Consider the following 18,879-nt stretch of genomic DNA (forward strand, 5'->3'; position numbering starts at 1 on the left):
GTCATTCATTTTTTTGAATAATAATATAATTCTATATATCGGTATTGTGTAGAATATTATTTCTTCAATATTGTTTTGTTCAGAATAATGTTTTTTTATTGATATACTAAAATCAGTTTCGGTATTCGGTTCACTTTTACGTTAGCACGTTAAATCTTGGTAAATTCTGCGTAAAATGGGGTTTGCCATCCAAAAAGTTGCCAAAAAGAAAGCCCTCCGGTAAACACTGCCGGAGGGCTTTCGTTTGTTGTTTTTATTGAATTTTATGTCGTTGTTATCCCTTCGGCAAGCACGGTGACGTTGTTGTGGATGACTTCCACAACGCCGCCGATAATGTTGATAATTTCTTCGCTTTTACCGGTACGGATAATGACTTTCCCATCTTCCAGCGTAGACACGATTGGTGCGTGATTTTCGAGCACTTCAAAGGAGCCGGCGGTGCCCGGTACGGTCACCGATGTCACTTCACCCTCGAAAACAGGTTTGTCCGGAGTAATAATTGTAAGTTTCATTAGACAGCCTCCGCCAACAGTTTCTTGCCTTTTTCAATGGCGTCTTCAATCGTACCGACCAGGTTGAAGGCTGCTTCAGGATACTCGTCTACTTCGCCATCGATAATCATGTTGAATCCTTTGATGGTATCCTTGATGTCTACCAGCACGCCTTTGAGCCCGGTGAACTGTTCGGCCACATGGAACGGCTGCGACAGGAAGCGCTGTACACGGCGCGCGCGGGCAACAACCAATTTATCTTCTTCCGAGAGTTCATCCATCCCGAGGATGGCGATGATATCCTGCAGTTCTTTGTAGCGTTGCAAGATTTCTTTCACCCGCTGTGCGGTGTTGTAGTGCTCTTCACCCAAAACCGCAGGACTCAATATCCGTGAAGTAGAGTCTAGCGGATCCACGGCCGGATAGATACCCAACTCGGCAATTTTACGGGAAAGCACCGTCGTAGCATCCAAGTGGGCAAAGGTGGTGGCCGGTGCAGGGTCCGTCAAGTCGTCTGCCGGTACGTATACCGCTTGGACAGACGTGATGGAGCCACGCTTCGTTGAGGTAATGCGTTCCTGCATAAGCCCCATTTCGGTGGCTAATGTCGGTTGGTACCCTACGGCTGACGGCATCCGGCCCAACAGGGCGGATACTTCCGATCCCGCTTGCGTGAAGCGGAAAATGTTGTCAATGAAGAAGAGGATATCCCGGCCGGCACCTTCGCCGTCACCATCGCGGAAATATTCGGCGATGGTCAACCCCGAAAGGGCCACTCGGGCACGTGCACCGGGAGGCTCATTCATCTGTCCGAAGACGAATGTGGCTTTGGAGTCCTTCAGTTCCTCGGCGTTCACTTTTTCCAGAGGCCATTCACCTTTTTCCATGCCCTCCATAAATTCTTCGCCATATTTGATAATCCCCGATTCCAGCATCTCACGGAGCAGGTCGTTACCCTCACGGGTTCTTTCGCCTACGCCTGCAAATACCGAAAGCCCGGAGTAGGCTTTTGCAATATTGTTGATGAGTTCCTGAATCAACACGGTTTTTCCTACGCCTGCGCCGCCGAACAAACCGATTTTACCACCTTTGGCATAAGGCTCTAACAGGTCGATTACTTTAATGCCGGTAAAAAGTACTTCGGTTTCGGTGGAAAGGTCTTCAAATTTCGGGGGGGTGCTGTGAATGCTGCGCCCGTCAGTTTTGTCAAGCTCTTGAATGCCGTCGATGGCGTCTCCCACTACGTTGAATACACGCCCTTTGATGCCTTCACCCACCGGCATTTTGATAGGAGCACCCGTATCGACTACCTTCATGCCGCGGGTCAAGCCTTCGGTGCCGTCCATCGCGATGGTGCGGACGCGCTCTTCACCCAGGTGCCGCTGAACCTCCAACACAATACGTTGACCGTTTTCTTTCTCGATTTCCAACGCATCATAAATCTTCGGAAGTTTGGCGTTTTCAGAGAAACTTACATCGACCACAGGGCCGATAATTTGGGCTATTTTTCCAATATTGGACATATTATCAGGGACTAAAATTTTATAAACCAATGTAATAAAGGCAAAATACGGACCTTAATTTTGGACTGCAAAAATACGCTTTAAAGAATTAAAAGCAAATTTAAATGCAAAGAATTATCGGCCGATAACAGTGGGGGTACGCGTGGCGCGGCAAAAAGGCTATCAGCGTCATTTGCTGAATGTTTCCGGGTGCGGCAGCGGGTCAGAAAGCGTGCGGACAAGTGACACCGGATGCCTCGATTAACGAACATGCGGTATCAGTCCGCTTGCCGATCCGCACCCTGCCCGGCCAGCATCCAACCGGGGCATTCTGGAACGAGCTTACTCACGATTTTCTTGGCGCTTGGGGAAGCGTACCGATGGCGGTCCACATGCCCTTTCCCCCGAAAGTCATCGGGCTAAGGCAAAGCTCGGAGACTTTCAAGCCCGTTTTCCTAACAATTTGTACTTCATGTTTCAACGATTTGTTTTGATAATTGAATAAACGCAAGCTTTCGCCATAAAGATAGGTTTAGCAGGTTTCTTGTTGGGCAACGATATAGGCCGCTGTTTGTTTGCAACTATACGCGCCCTGTCGTCCAATAGCATTAAGTAAGCGTAAGCGCGAAATTTTGGTTAGGGATAGTATCGTCCAAGCTGTTCCACGATGGCTTTTCTTAGCGCCAAGGGCTCAATGATGCCGGCTTGCCGGTAAACGATTTCGCCTTCCGGTGAAACAAGTATGGTATAGGGGAGAGCGCCCTGCCATTCTTCGTCCACCGCCTCAATGAGGTCGTATTTGTTTTCGTCGCCAAATAAGAAATTGCGGTTACTGGCATATTTTTGCCGCAAGAATGTGTGCACTTTGTCGGCCGATTTTTTGGCGTCAAGCGAAACCGTGACAAAGTCGAAGTCGCGGTGGCGGTACATTTTGTCGGTTTCCACAAGTGCCGAAAACTCAGCCACGCAGGGCCCACACCACGTTGCCCAGAAATTGATCAAGCGGTATTTTCCTGAATTGTTTTGAAGTACAGCTTTCAGTGTATCCATATTGGCTGCTACCAAGGTCACTGGTTCTTTTTTCCATTCTTCTGCCTCGCGGGTTTTCCAGTCTGTTTTAGATTTCCACTTTACGGAGCACCCGAATGTCCTGGTGGTGGCCGTTGTCACCGGTTTTTCGGCGAGCAGCTCATCCACCGCATTTCGCAAATCGAATGTTTTGGCCCTGCCGATGTGTTCATCATCATCAATGCGCCCCGCATAGCGCAGGATACGTTCTTCGTCAAATACAAAGGCATGTGGCGTGGTGGCGGGTCCATATTGAACCGATGCTTGTTGGTCTTCGCCGTCATAGAGGTACGGAAAATTATAGCCTTTCTCTTTATGGCGTATTTTCATCTCTTCGAAACTGTCGCTCAGGTCGGTATAACCCAGTTCATCCAGCCGGATGGCGGCATCCGAATTGGGGCTGATGGCGACCACCTGCACGTCTTTGGGTTTGTAAGCCGCCGTAAACTCGATAATGCGATCTTCGTACGCCTGGGCTGTAGGGCAATGGTTGCACGTGAAAATAATGACCAGCAACCTGGCATCCTTAAAACTCGCCAGCGTATAGGTTTTATCGTCCACGCCCTTCAAACTGAAGTCCGGAGCTTTGACACCGATCGGGAGCGGCTTGGGATCGTCTGCAAAGGCCATTGAAGTCGATGCCGCAACTAAGGCCAATAAAAAAACAATGTTCTTGAATGGCTTCATAACTGGAAAGGATTATAATATATACAAATTTAGGTAAAATTGGTTTACGATCTGCCAGAATGCCTACAAAACTTGCTGTCTGGTCGAACGGAATTTACCCTTAGCCAGCCCTTACGCTAACTATACCCTAAATATCCTACCAATATCCCCATGCCATAACATGGAGTTTAGCCGGTGTTTACTCGGATTCATCCGAACAAAACCCAACTGAATCCGGGCGAGCTCCGAGAAATAAATAAGCGAGCAATACGCAGCTATGGCGCATTGAAGTACACCAAGTAGGGGGATGAAGGGCTAACCCAACCGTTTGTTGAGCTCGTCCTGTAGCTGCCGCTTGAGTTTCTGTTCCTTTTCCAGCGCTTTCTTGCGGTGCTGATCAAATTCCGCTTGGAGTTCTTCGATAGCCTTCTGGATATCGCGCATCACCACATGACTTTGGTTATATCGGTAAACGTAAAAAATCAGTGCGATAGCCAATAAGAGGACAATTCCCCACATGATTAGGCTGTATGTGTCTTTCTGAAGCGACAGACCAAGAAAGGAAAAGCTATCTTTTTGCTGCTGGGCATCACGTAGCTCATTTTTGACTTGCGTGAGTGAGTCAGCCATCGCGTCTACTTGCGCCTGCTGATCACCGTCTTTTGCCTTTAAATCAGCAATTTCCTTACTTAACGCTTTGATGGTGTCGGCAACATTTTGCCGTATCCGCTCCAAGTTCGCTTGGCGAACATGCTCAATACCATCCTGTGTCTTCGAAATCGCATAGAGATAGATAAATTGGCTGTCTATTGTTCCACTTGTGAGCGATCCTTTAGGGGGTTCCCTCCGCGTTGGTGTTTGACCAAATACATCTCCTACCGAAATTAAAGCAACCAGCACGGTCAGCAATGCAATGTTTTTCATGTTCGTTAGCTCTTGTTAAATTATGTTTCCAACTATAAGAACACGATATTACGGTAATTATTGTTAAATTGGAAATCGAACCGCATAAAATTGATCAACGTTTGGTGTAAACATGACAGCACATAACAGTTCATTTTTCCATCTTTTCTAACTTGCGCCATCATTAATGACCAATTAACCATATCGTTATGCAAGCATTAGCGGGGGTAATTTTTCACTTCATCGGAGGATTTGCATCGGGAAGTTTTTATGTGCCCTATAAAAAAGTAAAGGGGTGGGCATGGGAAAGTTTCTGGATCGTCGGTGGATTATTTTCGTGGCTTATTGTTCCGCCGTTGGCCGCATACCTCACCATTCCGGATTCCGCGAGCATCATCCGGCAGGCCGATAACAGCACAATCGGCTATGCCTATCTTTTTGGTCTGCTTTGGGGTATCGGTGGTCTTACGTATGGGTTGGGAGTCAGGTATTTGGGAGTGTCGCTTGGCAGCAGTATTATTCTCGGATTAACGATGGTGTTCGGTTCGTTAGTTCCATCGATATTTTATTACGTCAATGGCAGTGAAGGCAAAGAAACCATCGATCTGTTTTTTTCCACGGCATCGGGCCGGACGGTTCTGCTCGGCTTGGCTGTCTGTGTGCTGGGCATCTACCTATGCGGCAGGGCAGGCGTGCTGAAGGAAAGGGAACTAACGGGTGCGCTGGCAGACGCCAGCGGGAACAAAGATTACCAGTTCGGCACGGGATTGTTGGTGGCCATTGTTTCTGGGGTTTTGAGTGCGTGTTTCAATTTTGGGTTAGAAGCGGGAAAACCCATGGCACATGTGGCCAACGATCTGTGGAAGGCGGATCATCCTGCGCAAGGTGAGTTTTTATTTCAGAACAATGTGACGTATGTGGTCGTACTTTGGGGTGGACTTACGACTAATTTTTTGTGGTGCATGTTTCTCAATGTAAAGAATAGAACCTTTGGCGATTATGTAAACCCGCGTGTGCCTATCGGTCGAAATATCTTGTTCTGTGCCTTGGCAGGCACGACATGGTACCTGCAGTTTTTCTTTTATGGCATGGGAGAAAGCCGATTAGGAAACGGGGCGAGCTCCTGGATACTGCATATGGCATTCATCATTCTCATTGCTAATGCCTGGGGGGTAGTTTTAAAGGAGTGGAAAGGAGTAAGCAAGCGGACCTACGCCACCATCATCGGGGGAATCGCCGTGATCATCCTGTCCATTCTGTTGGTCGGGTTTGCAAGGACGCTGGAATTGTAGTTGGGCGCCGGGCGCATGGAACCGATGGGCGAATGCCGGCAGCCAAAGAGAATACAAACGAAGTAAATTAACGAAAACAATATAAAAGCGTATGTCTGGAATTATCGGAAAAGAATCATTCAAGCATGTTAGTTATTTGTGGGATGATGCCAAAGCAGCTGAACTGGAAGGCGATGAAGTAGCACTGTTGCTTTATCGCTCCAATTTATTGGGGGCTGATTTAAGGCTTACCAACTATGGAGGCGGGAACACGTCCTGTAAAGCCATGGCTAAAGATCCACTGACAGGGCTCGATACGGAGGTGATGTGGATTAAGGGCTCCGGTGGCGACATCGGCACCCTTACACGCAGTGGGCTTGCCGCCCTTTATGTAGATCGGCTGAGAAGCCTTGAGCACGTTTACCGCGGACTTGAGCATGAGGATGAAATGGTTGAACTGTTTAACCACTGCATCTATGACCTCGCGTCCAAGGCGCCGTCGATTGATACCCCCTTGCATGGATTTCTACCGTTCAAACATATCGACCATTTGCATCCTGACGCCGCAATAGCCATTGCCGCAGCCAAAGATGGCCAGCGCATTACACAGGAGCTTTTCAACGGCGAAATCGGTTGGGTAGGGTGGCAGCGGCCGGGTTTTGACCTCGGTTTGAAGCTGAGGCAGTGTCTGGATGAAAACCCAGGTATCCGCGGCATCATGCTGGGTTCGCATGGCCTATTCACCTGGGGCAATACGGCCTACGAAAGTTATGTAAACACGCTGACGGTTATTGAACGCTGCGCGGAATACCTGGAGGCAAACTATGGTAAAAAACGGCCGGTTTTCGGCGGAACAAAAATCGCCGCTATTCCGGAGGGCGACCGAAAGAAGCAAGCGGCAGCACTGGCGCCGGTACTCCGCGGATTCTGCTCCTCTGAACGTCATATGGTGGGGCATTTTACGGACGATGAACGGGTGCTGGAGTTTATCAACTCCAACGATCTTGACCGACTGGCTCCCATGGGCACCAGTTGCCCGGATCATTTCTTGCGCACAAAAATCAGCCCATTGGTGCTGGATTTGGCACCGGATGCTGATCTGACCGACGTAGCGGCACTGAAAGCCCGGTTAGCGCCTGCTTTTGACGTTTACCGGTCCATGTATAAAGAATATTATGAAGCCTGCAGGCATCCCAATAGCCCGGCAATGCGCGATCCCAACCCTGTCATTATTCTCTATCCGGGTATCGGTATGTTTTCGTTCTCCAAAGACAAACAGACCACCCGCGTGGCCGCTGAATTTTACGTCAACGCCATCAACGTGATGAAAGGGGCGGAGGCCATATCGGAATATACCGCATTGCCACGGCAAGAGGCATTTAATATCGAATATTGGTTGCTTGAAGAGGCTAAGTTACAGCGCATGCCCAAACCTAAGCCATTGTCAGGCCGAATAGCCTTGATCACGGGCAGTGCGGGGGGCATTGGCAAGGCTATTGCCCGTAAATTTGTTCAGGAAGGCGCGGTGGTGGTCCTCAACGACCTGAATGCGGAGCGGCTGGAGGGTGCAGGCGAGGAGTTCAACGCCGCATTTGGGAAGGATGCCTATACAACCGCATTACTGGATGTTACCAAGGAAGGTCAAATCCGGCAGGCCTTTGATGCAGCGGCGCTGGCCTTCGGGGGAGTGGATATCGTAGTGAACAATGCCGGATTGTCCATCTCCAAGTCCATTGAAGAACATACGCAAGCGGATTGGGATTTACTTTATGACGTCTTGGTCAAGGGTCAGTTTTTAGTCACCCAAGCTGCCGTACGGGTGCTCAAAAAGCAGGCTATCGGTGGCGATATCATTAACATCGTAAGCAAAAATGCGTTGGTAAGCGGGCCCAACAATGCCGGGTATGGCTCGGCGAAGGCAGCGCAGCTGCACCTCAGCCGGTTAAACGCAGCGGAGTTGGGGCCCGATAAAATCCGTGTAAACGTGGTCAACCCCGATGCAGTCATCAGTGACAGCAACATTTGGGCCGGCGGTTGGGCGGAGGGACGCGCAAAAGCATATGGTATCTCTGTGGAGGAATTACCGGCCTATTATGCAAAGCGGACCCTGCTGAATGAGGTCATTCTGCCTGATGATATCGCAAATGCCTGTTTTGTCCTGGTCGGGGGGCTGATGACTAAGTCCACGGGCAATGTGCTCAATGTGGATGGCGGTGTAGCCATGTCGTTTGTACGTTAGATTATCTTTTTTTAACAGAATTGTCAACTAAATCATCGTAAAGGGTGCGCGTTGCTAATTCTGTTTTACCTTTGATAAAGTAAGCCTTTTATGCATATCGATAAACATCAGATCACGCAGCATAATGAACAATTGGAGGTGTCCCATCGGCGCAGATTCATGCGACTGGCCGATGAGTTGCCCAATGCCGAACAGGTTATAGGGCGATTGGTTGATTTTGAGGTCGCTATACCGAGCTGGGCACTGGGCACCGGCGGGACACGCTTTGGCCGGTTCTCCGGAGGGGGCGAACCACGCAACCTGGAAGAAAAAATAGCGGATATTGGGGTACTGCACGCACTTAACCGCTCCAGCGGCGCGATATCGCTGCATATTCCCTGGGATATTCCGGAAGACTATGCAGCTATCCGCAGCTTGGCCCAGCAAAACGGGTTGGTGTTTGATGCCATGAATTCCAATACCTTTCAAGACCAGCCGGGGCAGACGCTTAGCTACAAATTCGGCTCCATGCAGCATGTGGATAAAGCCGTCCGCAAGCAGGCCGTTGAACACAATATCGAAGTCATCAAGCACGGCATCGAACTGGGGTCGAAGTCGCTGACCGTCTGGTTGGCTGACGGGTCGAGCTTCCCGGGGCAGTTGAATTTCCGTAAGGCCTTCCAGAATACGCTGGAAAGCTTGCAGGAGGTCTACGAAGCATTGCCCGGTGATTGGAAGATGTTTGTCGAATATAAAGCATTCGAGCCCAACTTTTATTCCACTACGGTCGGGGACTGGGGGCAGTCGTTGCTGTATTCCAATAAACTGGGCGATAAAGCTTATACGTTGGTTGATTTGGGACATCACCTGCCCAATGCGAATATCGAACAGATTGTCGCGTTGTTACTGATGGAAGGCAAGCTTGGTGGTTTCCATTTCAATGATTCCAAGTACGGCGATGACGACCTGACTACCGGAAGTGTCAAACCTTATCAACTGTTTCTGATATTCAATGAGCTGGTCGAAGGAATGGACAACCGTGGAATGGATCACACGAACGATCTGGGTTGGATGATTGATGCCTCACACAACCTTAAAGACCCGCTTGAAGACCTGCTGCAGTCCGTAGAAGCGATACTCATCGCCTATGCGCAAGCGCTGTTGGTCGATCGCGTGGCATTGGTTGAAGCCCAGGCTGCCAATGACGTTGTGCGGGCACAAGAGCTATTACAGCAGGCGTTCCGTACTGATGTGCGTCCCCTGGTTGCCGAGGCGAGGCTGCGCGCGGGGGGCGCTTTGAACCCCTTGCAGCTATTTAGGGAGCTGGATGTGCGAGGCCAACTGATTAGCGAACGGGGAACGAAAACCACGGCCACCGGATTATAAGGATTGAACGATGAAAACACCAGTCATAGCCGTATTCGATGTAGGCAAAACCAATAAGAAACTGTTTCTGTTCAACGAACAGTATAAGATAGTCTTTGAGCGTTCGGCCCGGTTCACCGAGACGGTGGATGAGGATGGCGACCCTTGCGAGAACCTCGAAAGCTTGCGCCTGTCGGTATTCGATTCGTTACATGAAGTGTTTAGAAAACCCGAATTTGAAGTGCGGGCGATCAACTTTGCCGCTTACGGGGCAAGCTTGGTGTATGTCGATGAGGACGGCAAGCCATTGGCACCGCTGTATAATTACCTGAAACCTTATCCGGAGGAATTGCAACGCAAGTTTTATGAGACTTACGGGGGAATGGAAACCGTAGCGTTCACCACGGCCTCCCCCGTGTTGGGTAGCCTCAATTCGGGCATGCAACTATACCGGTTGAAGTATGAGCGCCCGGCGCTCTTTGAACGTATCCATTTTGCTTTGCACCTACCCCAGTACCTGAGTTTCCTTGTTTCGGGTCGGATGTACTCCGATATGACAAGCATTGGTTGTCACACCCATCTTTGGGACTTTACCAAGCGTGATTATCACGAATGGGTATACCGGGAAGGGATCATCGATAAGTTGGCGCCGCTGGCACGGGCGGATGAGGTCTATCCGGCGTCCTTCCCCGGAAACGGCTATGGAGTGGGCACTGGGTTGCATGACAGCTCGGCTGCATTGATTCCTTATTTGGTTAGCTTCCATGAGCCGTTCGTACTTATTTCCACGGGCACCTGGTGTATAAGCCTCAACCCATTTAATCACACACCGCTTACGAAAGCGGAATTGGAGGCCGACTGCCTATGTTACCTGCATTACAAAGGCACGCCGGTGAAGGCTTCCCGCTTATTTGCGGGGTATGAACACGAACACCAGGTGAAGCGGATCGCCGAACATTTTGGACAGCCATCCAGCCGGTACCGCAATATGACCTATGACCGGAGCATCGTTTCTAAGTTGCAGCAAGAAAAAGGAGGGCCCATGCCCATCGGAGGCAAGGTGTCGGCTTTTGCGCAGCGCAACCTGTCGGACTTTGTGTCCTATGAAGAGGCTTATCACCGCTTGATTATGGATTTGATAGCATTGCAGCAGCTATCTACCCAGCTGGTGATTAAAGGGTCAGCGGTGAAACGTATTTTTGTGGATGGTGGGTTTAGCAAAAATACCATTTACATGAATCTGTTGGCAAAGGCATTTCCGGATATGGAAGTCTTTGCGGCATCGATGGCGCAAGCCACGGCGGTAGGTGCCGCACTGGCCATCCACGAGGCCTGGAACAGTAGGCCTATGCCGAACGATCTCATTGAATTGCGGTTTTATGCACAGGCGGAAAAAAAAGAAAAAACAGAAAAAAATGAACCCTGATTTACTCAAGTACAACCCTCAGTATCCTTCTGTCAGCGATTTGAAGCGAAAAGCCAAACGCCGTATTCCGAAATTCGCTTTCGATTACCTCGAAGGTGGGTGCAATGAAGAGATAAACCTTTGGCGCAATGAAGCCGATTTCCGCGATGTCCAGCTGATCCCGAGATACCTCAAAAAACACTTTGGGGTCGATATGCGTACCGAATTATTCGGTCATGTGTACGATGCCCCTTTTGGTATATCGCCCATCGGATTACAAGGACTGATGTGGCCCAACGCGCCGGAAATATTGGCCAAAGCGGCCCTGAAACACAATATACCGTACACATTGAGTACAGTCTCCACAAGCAGTATCGAGCGCATAGCGGAGGTGACCGAGTCGCAATTTTGGTTCCAGCTGTACCACCCCACGGAAAACAAGCTGCGGGATGATATCCTTAGAAGGCTTGAAGCGGTGCAATGCCCGGTGCTCGTGGTCTTGGTGGATGTCCCCTCTTTTGGACTTCGTTACCGGGAGATCAAAGCGGGGCTTTCCATGCCGCCCAAGATGACGATTAACAATTTTTTGCAGGCTGCGGCGCGTCCGGCCTGGGCGTTTGAGACCTTACGGGTCGGTATCCCTGAGTTTGCAACATTGAAGCCCTATATGGGCAAAGATCTCAACCTGAGCCAGCTGGGTAAATTTATGAACGCTACGTTTACCGGCCGCGTAGACGCGGATAAGGTGAAAGCCCTCCGGGACCTATGGAAAGGCAAACTTGTTATCAAGGGCGTAGTGTGTGAGGAGGATATGGAGGAGAGCATCCGCATTGGCGCAGACGGGATTATTGTATCCAACCATGGCGGAAGACAAATTGATGCTGGTGAATCGACCATCAAACCGCTGAAGGGACTGGCGGATAAATATGGTGATAGGATGAAAATCATGATCGACAGCGGGTTGCGGTCCGGCCCGGATATCGGACGGTCGCTGGCTTGCGGAGCACATTTTACGTTCATGGGACGTCCGTTTATGTATGGTGTAGCGGCACTGGGCCGAGAAGGAGGTGACCACACCATTGCCATGCTAAAAGCACAACTCAAACAGGTGATGGAACAGGTGTGCTGCGAGAAAATTGGAGATTTTCCGGCGACTTTGGTTTCCAAATGAGAACACCAACCGGGGTTCAAACACGTGGTGATTGAGTCTCACTTCGTGGAAGGGCTGGATCATTTCGAAGCGACGTTTGAGGGGGCCTACGGGGCGATTAAGAGCGGCTGGAAAAAGAGGGGTACGCGGGTAGACCTGGATATCGTCATCCTGCCAATAGCAGCTACCTTGATATTGTCCGGCGATGAGTGTCGTGTATTGTCTGCGGGTAGTCATCGCATCAGGTTTCCGAATGACTGAAAGCTATCGCGATTGTTTTTTCTATTTTTACGCCATGGAACCGCTTAAAGAAATGTTCAACCGTGCGTTCTATGTGAATTTTGCGCAGGCCTTTGGCAACGTCGACAAACACTTTCATGTAGAAGCATTCATCGATGATGTCACCCGTGGCATTGATAGGCTTTCGCTAAACGGCCGGCTGCGCAACACGTCTATTATGCTTCATCGACACCTGCCGGACGATTTCAACAAGGCTGTAGCGATCCTGTATGCTGCGGCTCCCTTATTGCCTGCAGGCTACACGGCATTGGTTTTGCCTGATTATGTGGCATTATATGGAAAGCAGCATTTTGATCAGTCTATGGAGGCACTTCAGTATTTTACCACGTTAGGCTCGGCAGAATTTGCCATCCGCGAGTTTCTCAAGACGGATTTGGTAAAAACACTGGATGTCATGCATAAATGGGCCGATGATAAAAACGTTCATGTCAGACGGCTAGCTTCAGAAGGCAGCCGTCCGCGGCTTCCTTGGTCTTTTAAGTTGGCGGAAATTATTAAACAACCGGCACTTACTCAAGGTATTCTGGAGAAACTGAGTGCAGACGAAGCGCTTTACGTGCGGAAATCCGTTGCCAATCACCTGAATGATCACTCCAAGGACAATGCCTCCTATATGTTGAACTTGGTCAGTGGCTGGGACAAGACGAACAAACACACTTCCTGGATCATCAAACATGCTATTCGGACGCTTGTCAAGCGTGGCGACAGAGAGGCGCTGAAGATCTTCGGCTTTGAGGGCGAAGTGTCTGTGGTATTGGAAAACTTATATACGGATAAAATTTCGCTCCGCTTAGGCGACACCCTGTCTTTCGGTTTCGGGCTAAAAAGCGAAAGCGAGCAGCAGCAAAAACTGGTCGTTGATTATGCCATTCATTACGTAAAGGCTTCCGGTGTGCGTATGAAAAAGGTATACAAGCTAAGGGAAGTGCTGCTTTTACCCGGGCAAGCGGTACAATTCAGCAAAAGGCAACCCTTCCTGGATTTGACCACCCGCAAGCATTACGCGGGGGAGCACCTTCTGGAGATCCTTGTCAATGGAAACACGTTGGGCAAAGTGCGGTTTGTGTTGCATATATAAATAAGTAAGTTAATCGGCAAAACTGTTTGCCGTCAGCGTACGCTTTCCTATCTTTGGAAATGGATACGCCAACTTTGCAATCGGCTTCAAGGCTGGTGTACAAAACGGGCATTGCCGTTATCGGCGCCGGCCAAGCAGGCTTGTCCGCCGCGTACCACCTCAAAAAGCAAGGGCTTGAAATCGGCCGGGGTTTTGTCGTGTTAGACCAATCTTCCCATCCAGGGGGTGCTTGGCAATACCGATGGCCATCACTCACCTTGCGCACCGTCAACCGTATCCATGACCTGCCGGGGCTTCCCTTTTCAGACACGGTAGCCGGTAATCAACCGGAGGTGCAGGCTAACCTTGCCGTACCACACTATTTCGAGGTGTACGAAAAGACATTCGGTCTCACCGTTTATCGGCCGGTAAAGGTAAAGGTTGTTTGTGAGCGCGACAGCCGGTTTCGTGTGGAGACCGATCGCGGTTTTTTTTCGTCGCAGGGTATCATCAATGCTACGGGCACCTGGGAGACCCCCTATGTTCCTGTTTATCCGGGCGCAGGGTTGTTTGAGGGCGTCCAGCTGCATACCCGGGATTATCAGACAGCTGACGCGTTCGTGGGCAAGCATGTCGTCATTGTGGGCGGGGGGATATCGGCCATCCAACTGCTCGACGAAATTTCGCGTGTGACAACCACGACATGGGTGACTAGAAAGGAGCCGATTTTTCGTAGCGGCCCATTTGGCGAGAAAGCGGGCCGCGATGCCGTAGCCATCGTGGAGGCCCGTGTGCGTAAGGGGTTGCCGCCCGGTTCTGTGGTGTCCGTCACCGGATTGCCATGGAGCCCCGCAATCGATGCCATGCGCAAGCGAGGTGTGTTGGATAGGCAGCCGATGTTCAGCGAAATCACGGCGCATGGTGTACGGTGGCCCGATGGCCGTGAAGTGATGGCCGATGTCATTCTGTGGTGTACCGGCTTCCGTAGTTCGTTGGATCACCTGATGCCTTTGATGCTAAAGGAGGAGCACGGAGGCATCGTCATGGGAGGGCGGCTGGCTACCATGGTAGCAAAAAATCCGCGCATCCACTTGGTCGGTTACGGCCCTTCGGCGTCTACCATCGGAGCCAACCGCGCCGGAAGGGCTGCGGCGACCGAGCTCATGGATTACCTGGGGTTGACTCATGCGCGTTGAAATGCTGGCGATATTCAAAGCGAATTGCGGACAATGACATGGGTCGGGTTACGTATCGACACCGTTTCACGATGGAGGATCGCGTTACTGACCGCCCTGCCCATCGCCTCAAAATCCGTGGAAATCACCGTAATGCCATCTTCAAGAACTTCCTTCACGGCGGTGTCGTTATAGGAAATTAACCCAATATCCTTGCCGAGTTTGTAGCCTTTGCCCCGGGCGAGTTTGATGAGGGCTACATCGTCCGTGTCGTATCGGCTAAACGTGATGTACGCATTTCCTTTCTTGAAATTACCGGCTTCCACTTCATGCTGGATGGCGTAAGGAATGTGATGTTCGAGGCAAAATTTCAGGAAACCATCGACGACATGGCGGGCATGTGTGGCTTCCGTCGGCGCGATGAGCAAAAGTTTCTTATAGGTGGTAATCCGTTGTTTAAGTTGTGTGAGCCCGCTGTAAATGTCGTGTTCAAAATCCTGGAATACACAGGAATAATCGCCGTCTAACCCCGGTTGGTCGTAATCAATGATGATGCGTTTTTGTGGCGGGATAAGGTTCAGCGTATCGGAAGGGTCGTCTTTCAAAAAAGTGGCGACGACAAAGTGCGTGTAATTATTCAGGTTTTCGCGGATGAGGTTCTCGAATACCTTAAGGTTGTGGTGGTGGAAGTATACGTCTACATCGGCGACATCTTTCAACTGATCGAATAAGGTGTGGTAAAATCGATCACGCATGATGTTCATTTTGTCCAACAACAAAAACACGCGGTAGGTATGGTCTACCGATTTTTTCTTGACGTAGTACCCTTTTCTGTAGACCGATTCGATAATACCCTTCTCAAGGAGGTGATTCAACCCTTTCAACAACGTCTCTTTACTCATCCCCAGTTCCTTTTCGAATTGCTTCAAGGACGGCAACCGGTCGCCGATATGGAGTTTATCAGATTCGATTAATTGATTGATATGATCGACCAGCTGCATGTATTTCATGCGTTGGTTAGCAGGAGCTGCAAGGCTATCAATGGCGGTTGTCTGCATAGTAGGATACAAAAGTAAAGAAATACCAGTGCAAACCAAACCATATATGATGTGCCATTGACTGTTTCGGACATTAACTGACTGATAAAGCCGTTTTTCCAAAAATATTTGGAGATATGAAACCAAATGTAGTATACTTGCAATGTGGTTTAAAATACCAGACCACACCAGACCAGTTATGAGGGAAAGTAACCAATTATGAGTAAGCCATGGATAAATCTTTTTACATTATTCTTTGTTTTTGCTGTTGGGTAGCAACGGCAACTGCACAGCAGACCGTGACCGGGACGGTTACCAACCGTACCGACGGTACACCTTTACAACATGTGACCGTTGTTATTCCGGAGACCGGTCAAAAAACGCAGACCGACGCCGAAGGCCGGTATCGGATCACACTGATGGACGCGGCCAAGCGGATCACGTTTTCGCTTCTTGGCTTTGCCGGCTCAACTCAGGAGATCGGCGGCCGGGCCGTAATCGACGTTGCGCTTGAGAGCGAGGCTATGGGGCTTGACGAGGTGGTCGTGGTTGGCTACGGTACGCAGCGGAAAATCGAGACCACAGGTTCGATTGCTTCCGTCCGGTCCGAGGAGCTTACCCAGATGCCGGTGACAAACGTGGCACAGGGCCTGCAGGCGCGGGTAGCGGGCGTGCAGATAAACCAAAACTCGGGGTCGCCCGGAGGTAACATCAGCATGCGGATCCGGGGAACGAACTCGATTAACGGAAGCTCGGAGCCATTATACGTGATTGACGGTATCCAGGTTTCGAACGGTGGGGGGGTAAACGACGTCAGTCCGTTGTCTACCATCAATCCCAATGACATCGAATCTGTAGAGGTGCTCAAGGATGCCTCGGCGGCGGCCATCTACGGTGCCCGGGCTGCAAACGGTGTTGTCCTGATCACGACAAAAAGGGGCAAGGCCGGGGCCACAAGGGTAGACGTTGAGAGCTATTATGGTGTCCAGCAGGTTGCCAAAACCCTCGACGTGCTCAACGCAGCGGAATTTGCGCAACTGGAAAATGAGGTGTTCAAAGACAACTTTTATCCGGATCCTGCGTCCATGGGCGAGGGGATCAACTGGCAGGATCTGATCTTTCAGGATGCGCCCATGCAAAATCACCAGTTGACGGTCAACGGGGGCAACGAAAAGACGCAGCTGGCACTTTCCTTCAATTATTTTGACCAGGAGGGAATTATCATTAATTCAGGCTTTGAGCGTTACTCCGTCCGATTGAACATGGATCACCGCATCAATGAACGGCTGAGGATTGGAAGCAGTATATTGGGTAGCTATTCGATAAACCATGGCATCAGCGCGGGTGCTACCGACCTGGGAAATGCGGGTGTGGTCACCGGTAGCGTGCTGGGTGCGGCATTGGGTGCGCCACCTACCCTGGAGCCTTACCGCGAAGACGGCAGTCTTTTTCCGTTTGCCGAACAGCGCGGCGGGCGGTACCGCGAGGTCGTGAATCCGTTGAATTTTACCGAGATTCTGCAACAGCGGACGCTCAAAAGAACATTGGGCAATTTTTACGGCGAGTATACCCTGATCCCGGGGTTGACCTACCGTGCGTCATTCAACATTGACGTGGACGACCGGCTGTACGACACGTATTCCCCGCTGTCTATTATCGCCCAGCAGGATATCAATGAAAATTCGGGCTCGGGGTCTAAGGATAACCGTGATTTCCTGAACCTGCTGCATGAGAGCTTGATTACCTACTCAACACAGATTGCCGATGACCACTCCTTGAAGTTTACGGGATTGTTTGCTACCCAGTCGGAAAGTTACAAGCGCAACCTGCTGTCGGCTACGGGTTTCCCTAACGATGCTACCAAGAATGAGGCGTTGCAACTGGCGCTGAACCGTACGGTGTCCAGCGAACGGACAAGACAGCGGTTGGATTCTTACATGGCGCGTGTGAATTACGGATTCCGGGATAAATTCTTTCTGGACGTTACGGCGCGTGTGGACGGTTCCAGTAAATTCGGTGCCAACAACAAATATGGGTTCTTCCCGGCGGTATCGGCTGCATGGCGGATTATCGAAGAGCCCTTTCTCCAAAATTTTAAACAATTGACCGACCTGAAATTGCGGGCGAGTTATGGTACCACGGGAAATGCTGGCGGCATATCGCCATACCAGTCTTTGGCGATGGTGGCCGCAAGCGGCGGCTATAATTTCAACCACGGATGGGAAACGGGCATTGCCCCAACGGGAATCGCCAATCCTGACCTGCGCTGGGAGAAGTCCACGCAGACGAATGTGGGACTTGACATCAGCTTATTCAACAACAGGTGGTCCATCGTGGCCGACTACTACCATAAGCGCACGGAAGACCTCCTGTTTGTGAAGGCGTTGCCCTTGTCTTCGGGCTATGGGGAAATAACGGGCAACTATGCTTCGCTGGAAAACCGGGGGTTCGAACTGGCAACTAATGCTGTGCTTGTTGATTCCGATTTCCGCTGGTCCGTATCGGCCAACATCACCGCAAACCGCAATAAAGTGCTGAACCTGGATGGTGGCACAACCGATGAGCGGTTTATCACCAATTATACCCTTTTAAAGGTCGGCGAGCCGCTGGGTGTCTTTAAAACCTACGTTTTTGATGGCATCAACCAAACCGGGGAGACCATCATTCCCGGGTATGATGGGCGCCTGGGCGGTCACAAGGTGCGTGACATCGACGGCGATGGCGACATCGATACCGATGATCAGGTGATTACGGGAGACCCGAATCCGAATTTTATCTTCGGCTTCTCGACCAACTTCAACTACAAAAACTTTGATCTGAGTGTGCTGCTTTCCGGAACGTACGGAAACGACATCTATAACATCAGCCGGCTCTCGTTTGAAAATCCGCTGGGCCAACGCAACTTGCTGAAAGGCATGGTAAACCGGTGGACACCGGAGAATCCCAGCAACCAATATGTGAGTCCGTTTGTGGCGGGTCGGCTGCCGATATCCGATTATGCGATGGAGGATGGTTCGTACCTGCGGATAAGGAATATCAATTTAGGCTACACCTTCCAAGGTATAGGTAAAATCAGCAGGATCCGGCTGTACGTGAGCGCGAATAATCTCTTTACGTTCACGGACTATTCCGGCTTTGATCCGGAAGTAAATACCTATGCAGGATCGAACACGACGATAGGTATCGACAACTTGGTTTATCCGCAGGCCAAGTCGTTTCTTGGGGGTGTGCAGGTGAGTTTCTAACCAGGTTTGACCGTTATTAAAATACA

General features: G+C 50.4%; 13 protein-coding genes and 1 pseudogene. 9 read left to right on the top strand and 5 right to left on the bottom strand.

Annotated elements, in window-relative coordinates; all coding sequences use genetic code 11:
• Positions 1-263: 263 nt before the first annotated feature.
• From atpC to B5X72_RS02405, 4 genes are all read right to left on the bottom strand, one after another.
• Positions 264-512, bottom strand: a complete 249-nt coding sequence (atpC, locus tag B5X72_RS02385; protein ID WP_079715217.1) for an ATP synthase F1 subunit epsilon — start codon at positions 510-512, stop codon at positions 264-266.
• Positions 512-2,014, bottom strand: a complete 1,503-nt coding sequence (gene atpD / locus B5X72_RS02390; protein ID WP_079715218.1) for a F0F1 ATP synthase subunit beta — start codon at positions 2,012-2,014, stop codon at positions 512-514. The genes atpC and atpD overlap by 1 nt, the downstream gene beginning before the upstream one ends.
• Positions 2,015-2,629: 615 nt before the next feature.
• Positions 2,630-3,748 (bottom strand): redoxin family protein, encoded by a 1,119-nt coding sequence (locus tag B5X72_RS02400; protein WP_079715219.1) that lies wholly within the window; start codon positions 3,746-3,748, stop codon positions 2,630-2,632.
• A 294-nt stretch (positions 3,749-4,042) separates the two neighbouring features.
• Positions 4,043-4,651, bottom strand: a complete 609-nt coding sequence (locus tag B5X72_RS02405; protein WP_079715220.1) for a hypothetical protein — start codon at positions 4,649-4,651, stop codon at positions 4,043-4,045.
• 188 nt (positions 4,652-4,839) lie between these two features.
• On the opposite strand from B5X72_RS02405, the gene rhaT reads away from it, so the two are divergent.
• From rhaT to B5X72_RS02445, 8 genes and pseudogenes are all read left to right on the top strand, one after another.
• Positions 4,840-5,922, top strand: a complete 1,083-nt coding sequence (rhaT, locus tag B5X72_RS02410; protein ID WP_079715221.1) for an L-rhamnose/proton symporter RhaT — start codon at positions 4,840-4,842, stop codon at positions 5,920-5,922.
• Between the two features lie 91 nt (positions 5,923-6,013).
• Positions 6,014-8,140, top strand: a complete 2,127-nt coding sequence (locus B5X72_RS02415; RefSeq protein ID WP_079715222.1) for a bifunctional aldolase/short-chain dehydrogenase — start codon at positions 6,014-6,016, stop codon at positions 8,138-8,140.
• Between the two features lie 90 nt (positions 8,141-8,230).
• Entirely contained in the window at positions 8,231-9,505 is a 1,275-nt protein-coding gene (locus B5X72_RS02420) for a sugar isomerase (RefSeq protein ID WP_079715223.1), read from the top strand.
• Positions 9,506-9,515: 10 nt separating this feature from the next.
• On the top strand, positions 9,516-10,910 hold the full coding sequence (locus B5X72_RS02425) for an FGGY-family carbohydrate kinase (RefSeq protein ID WP_079715224.1): 1,395 nt from the start codon (positions 9,516-9,518) through the stop codon (positions 10,908-10,910).
• Positions 10,900-12,060, top strand: a complete 1,161-nt coding sequence (locus B5X72_RS02430; RefSeq protein WP_079715225.1) for an alpha-hydroxy acid oxidase — start codon at positions 10,900-10,902, stop codon at positions 12,058-12,060. The genes B5X72_RS02425 and B5X72_RS02430 overlap by 11 nt, the downstream gene beginning before the upstream one ends.
• 15 nt (positions 12,061-12,075) lie before the next feature.
• A pseudogene (locus tag B5X72_RS02435) lies at positions 12,076-12,300 on the top strand (alpha-L-rhamnosidase C-terminal domain-containing protein); the annotation flags it as partial.
• A 34-nt stretch (positions 12,301-12,334) separates the two neighbouring features.
• Complete coding sequence (locus tag B5X72_RS02440) at positions 12,335-13,417, top strand: DNA alkylation repair protein (protein ID WP_176146064.1); 1,083 nt, start codon at positions 12,335-12,337, stop codon at positions 13,415-13,417.
• A gap of 59 nt (positions 13,418-13,476) precedes the next feature.
• Positions 13,477-14,592 carry an NAD(P)-binding domain-containing protein gene (locus B5X72_RS02445; RefSeq protein ID WP_079715228.1) on the top strand — a complete coding sequence of 372 codons (1,116 nt, stop codon included), beginning with the start codon at positions 13,477-13,479 and terminating at the stop codon, positions 14,590-14,592.
• Positions 14,593-14,606: 14 nt separating this feature from the next.
• Here the strand turns inward: B5X72_RS02445 and B5X72_RS02450 are convergent, their stop codons facing one another.
• On the bottom strand, positions 14,607-15,629 hold the full coding sequence (locus B5X72_RS02450; RefSeq protein ID WP_079715229.1) for a GntR family transcriptional regulator: 1,023 nt from the start codon (positions 15,627-15,629) through the stop codon (positions 14,607-14,609).
• 209 nt (positions 15,630-15,838) lie between these two features.
• Here B5X72_RS02450 and B5X72_RS02455 point away from each other — a divergent pair, with 209 nt between their 5' ends.
• Positions 15,839-18,853 (top strand): SusC/RagA family TonB-linked outer membrane protein, encoded by a 3,015-nt coding sequence (locus B5X72_RS02455; RefSeq protein ID WP_079715230.1) that lies wholly within the window; start codon positions 15,839-15,841, stop codon positions 18,851-18,853.
• Positions 18,854-18,879 lie beyond the last annotated feature (26 nt).

Origin of the sequence: Parapedobacter luteus (genome assembly GCF_900168055.1) — a bacterium.
Taxonomy (GTDB): Bacteria; Bacteroidota; Bacteroidia; order Sphingobacteriales; family Sphingobacteriaceae; genus Parapedobacter; species Parapedobacter luteus.

Bases quoted from the DNA above. Each gene is read 5' to 3' on its own strand.
- atpC (WP_079715217.1), bottom strand. From the start codon at position 512: ATGAAACTTACAATTATTACTCCGGACAAACCTGTTTTCGAGGGTGAA.
- atpD (WP_079715218.1), bottom strand. From the start codon at position 2,014: ATGTCCAATATTGGAAAAATAGCCCAAATTATCGGCCCTGTGGTCGAT.
- B5X72_RS02400 (WP_079715219.1), bottom strand. From the start codon at position 3,748: ATGAAGCCATTCAAGAACATTGTTTTTTTATTGGCCTTAGTTGCGGCA.
- B5X72_RS02405 (WP_079715220.1), bottom strand. From the start codon at position 4,651: ATGAAAAACATTGCATTGCTGACCGTGCTGGTTGCTTTAATTTCGGTA.
- rhaT (WP_079715221.1), top strand. From the start codon at position 4,840: ATGCAAGCATTAGCGGGGGTAATTTTTCACTTCATCGGAGGATTTGCA.
- B5X72_RS02415 (WP_079715222.1), top strand. From the start codon at position 6,014: ATGTCTGGAATTATCGGAAAAGAATCATTCAAGCATGTTAGTTATTTG.
- B5X72_RS02420 (WP_079715223.1), top strand. From the start codon at position 8,231: ATGCATATCGATAAACATCAGATCACGCAGCATAATGAACAATTGGAG.
- B5X72_RS02425 (WP_079715224.1), top strand. From the start codon at position 9,516: ATGAAAACACCAGTCATAGCCGTATTCGATGTAGGCAAAACCAATAAG.
- B5X72_RS02430 (WP_079715225.1), top strand. From the start codon at position 10,900: ATGAACCCTGATTTACTCAAGTACAACCCTCAGTATCCTTCTGTCAGC.
- B5X72_RS02440 (WP_176146064.1), top strand. From the start codon at position 12,335: ATGGAACCGCTTAAAGAAATGTTCAACCGTGCGTTCTATGTGAATTTT.
- B5X72_RS02445 (WP_079715228.1), top strand. From the start codon at position 13,477: ATGGATACGCCAACTTTGCAATCGGCTTCAAGGCTGGTGTACAAAACG.
- B5X72_RS02450 (WP_079715229.1), bottom strand. From the start codon at position 15,629: ATGCAGACAACCGCCATTGATAGCCTTGCAGCTCCTGCTAACCAACGC.
- B5X72_RS02455 (WP_079715230.1), top strand. From the start codon at position 15,839: ATGGATAAATCTTTTTACATTATTCTTTGTTTTTGCTGTTGGGTAGCA.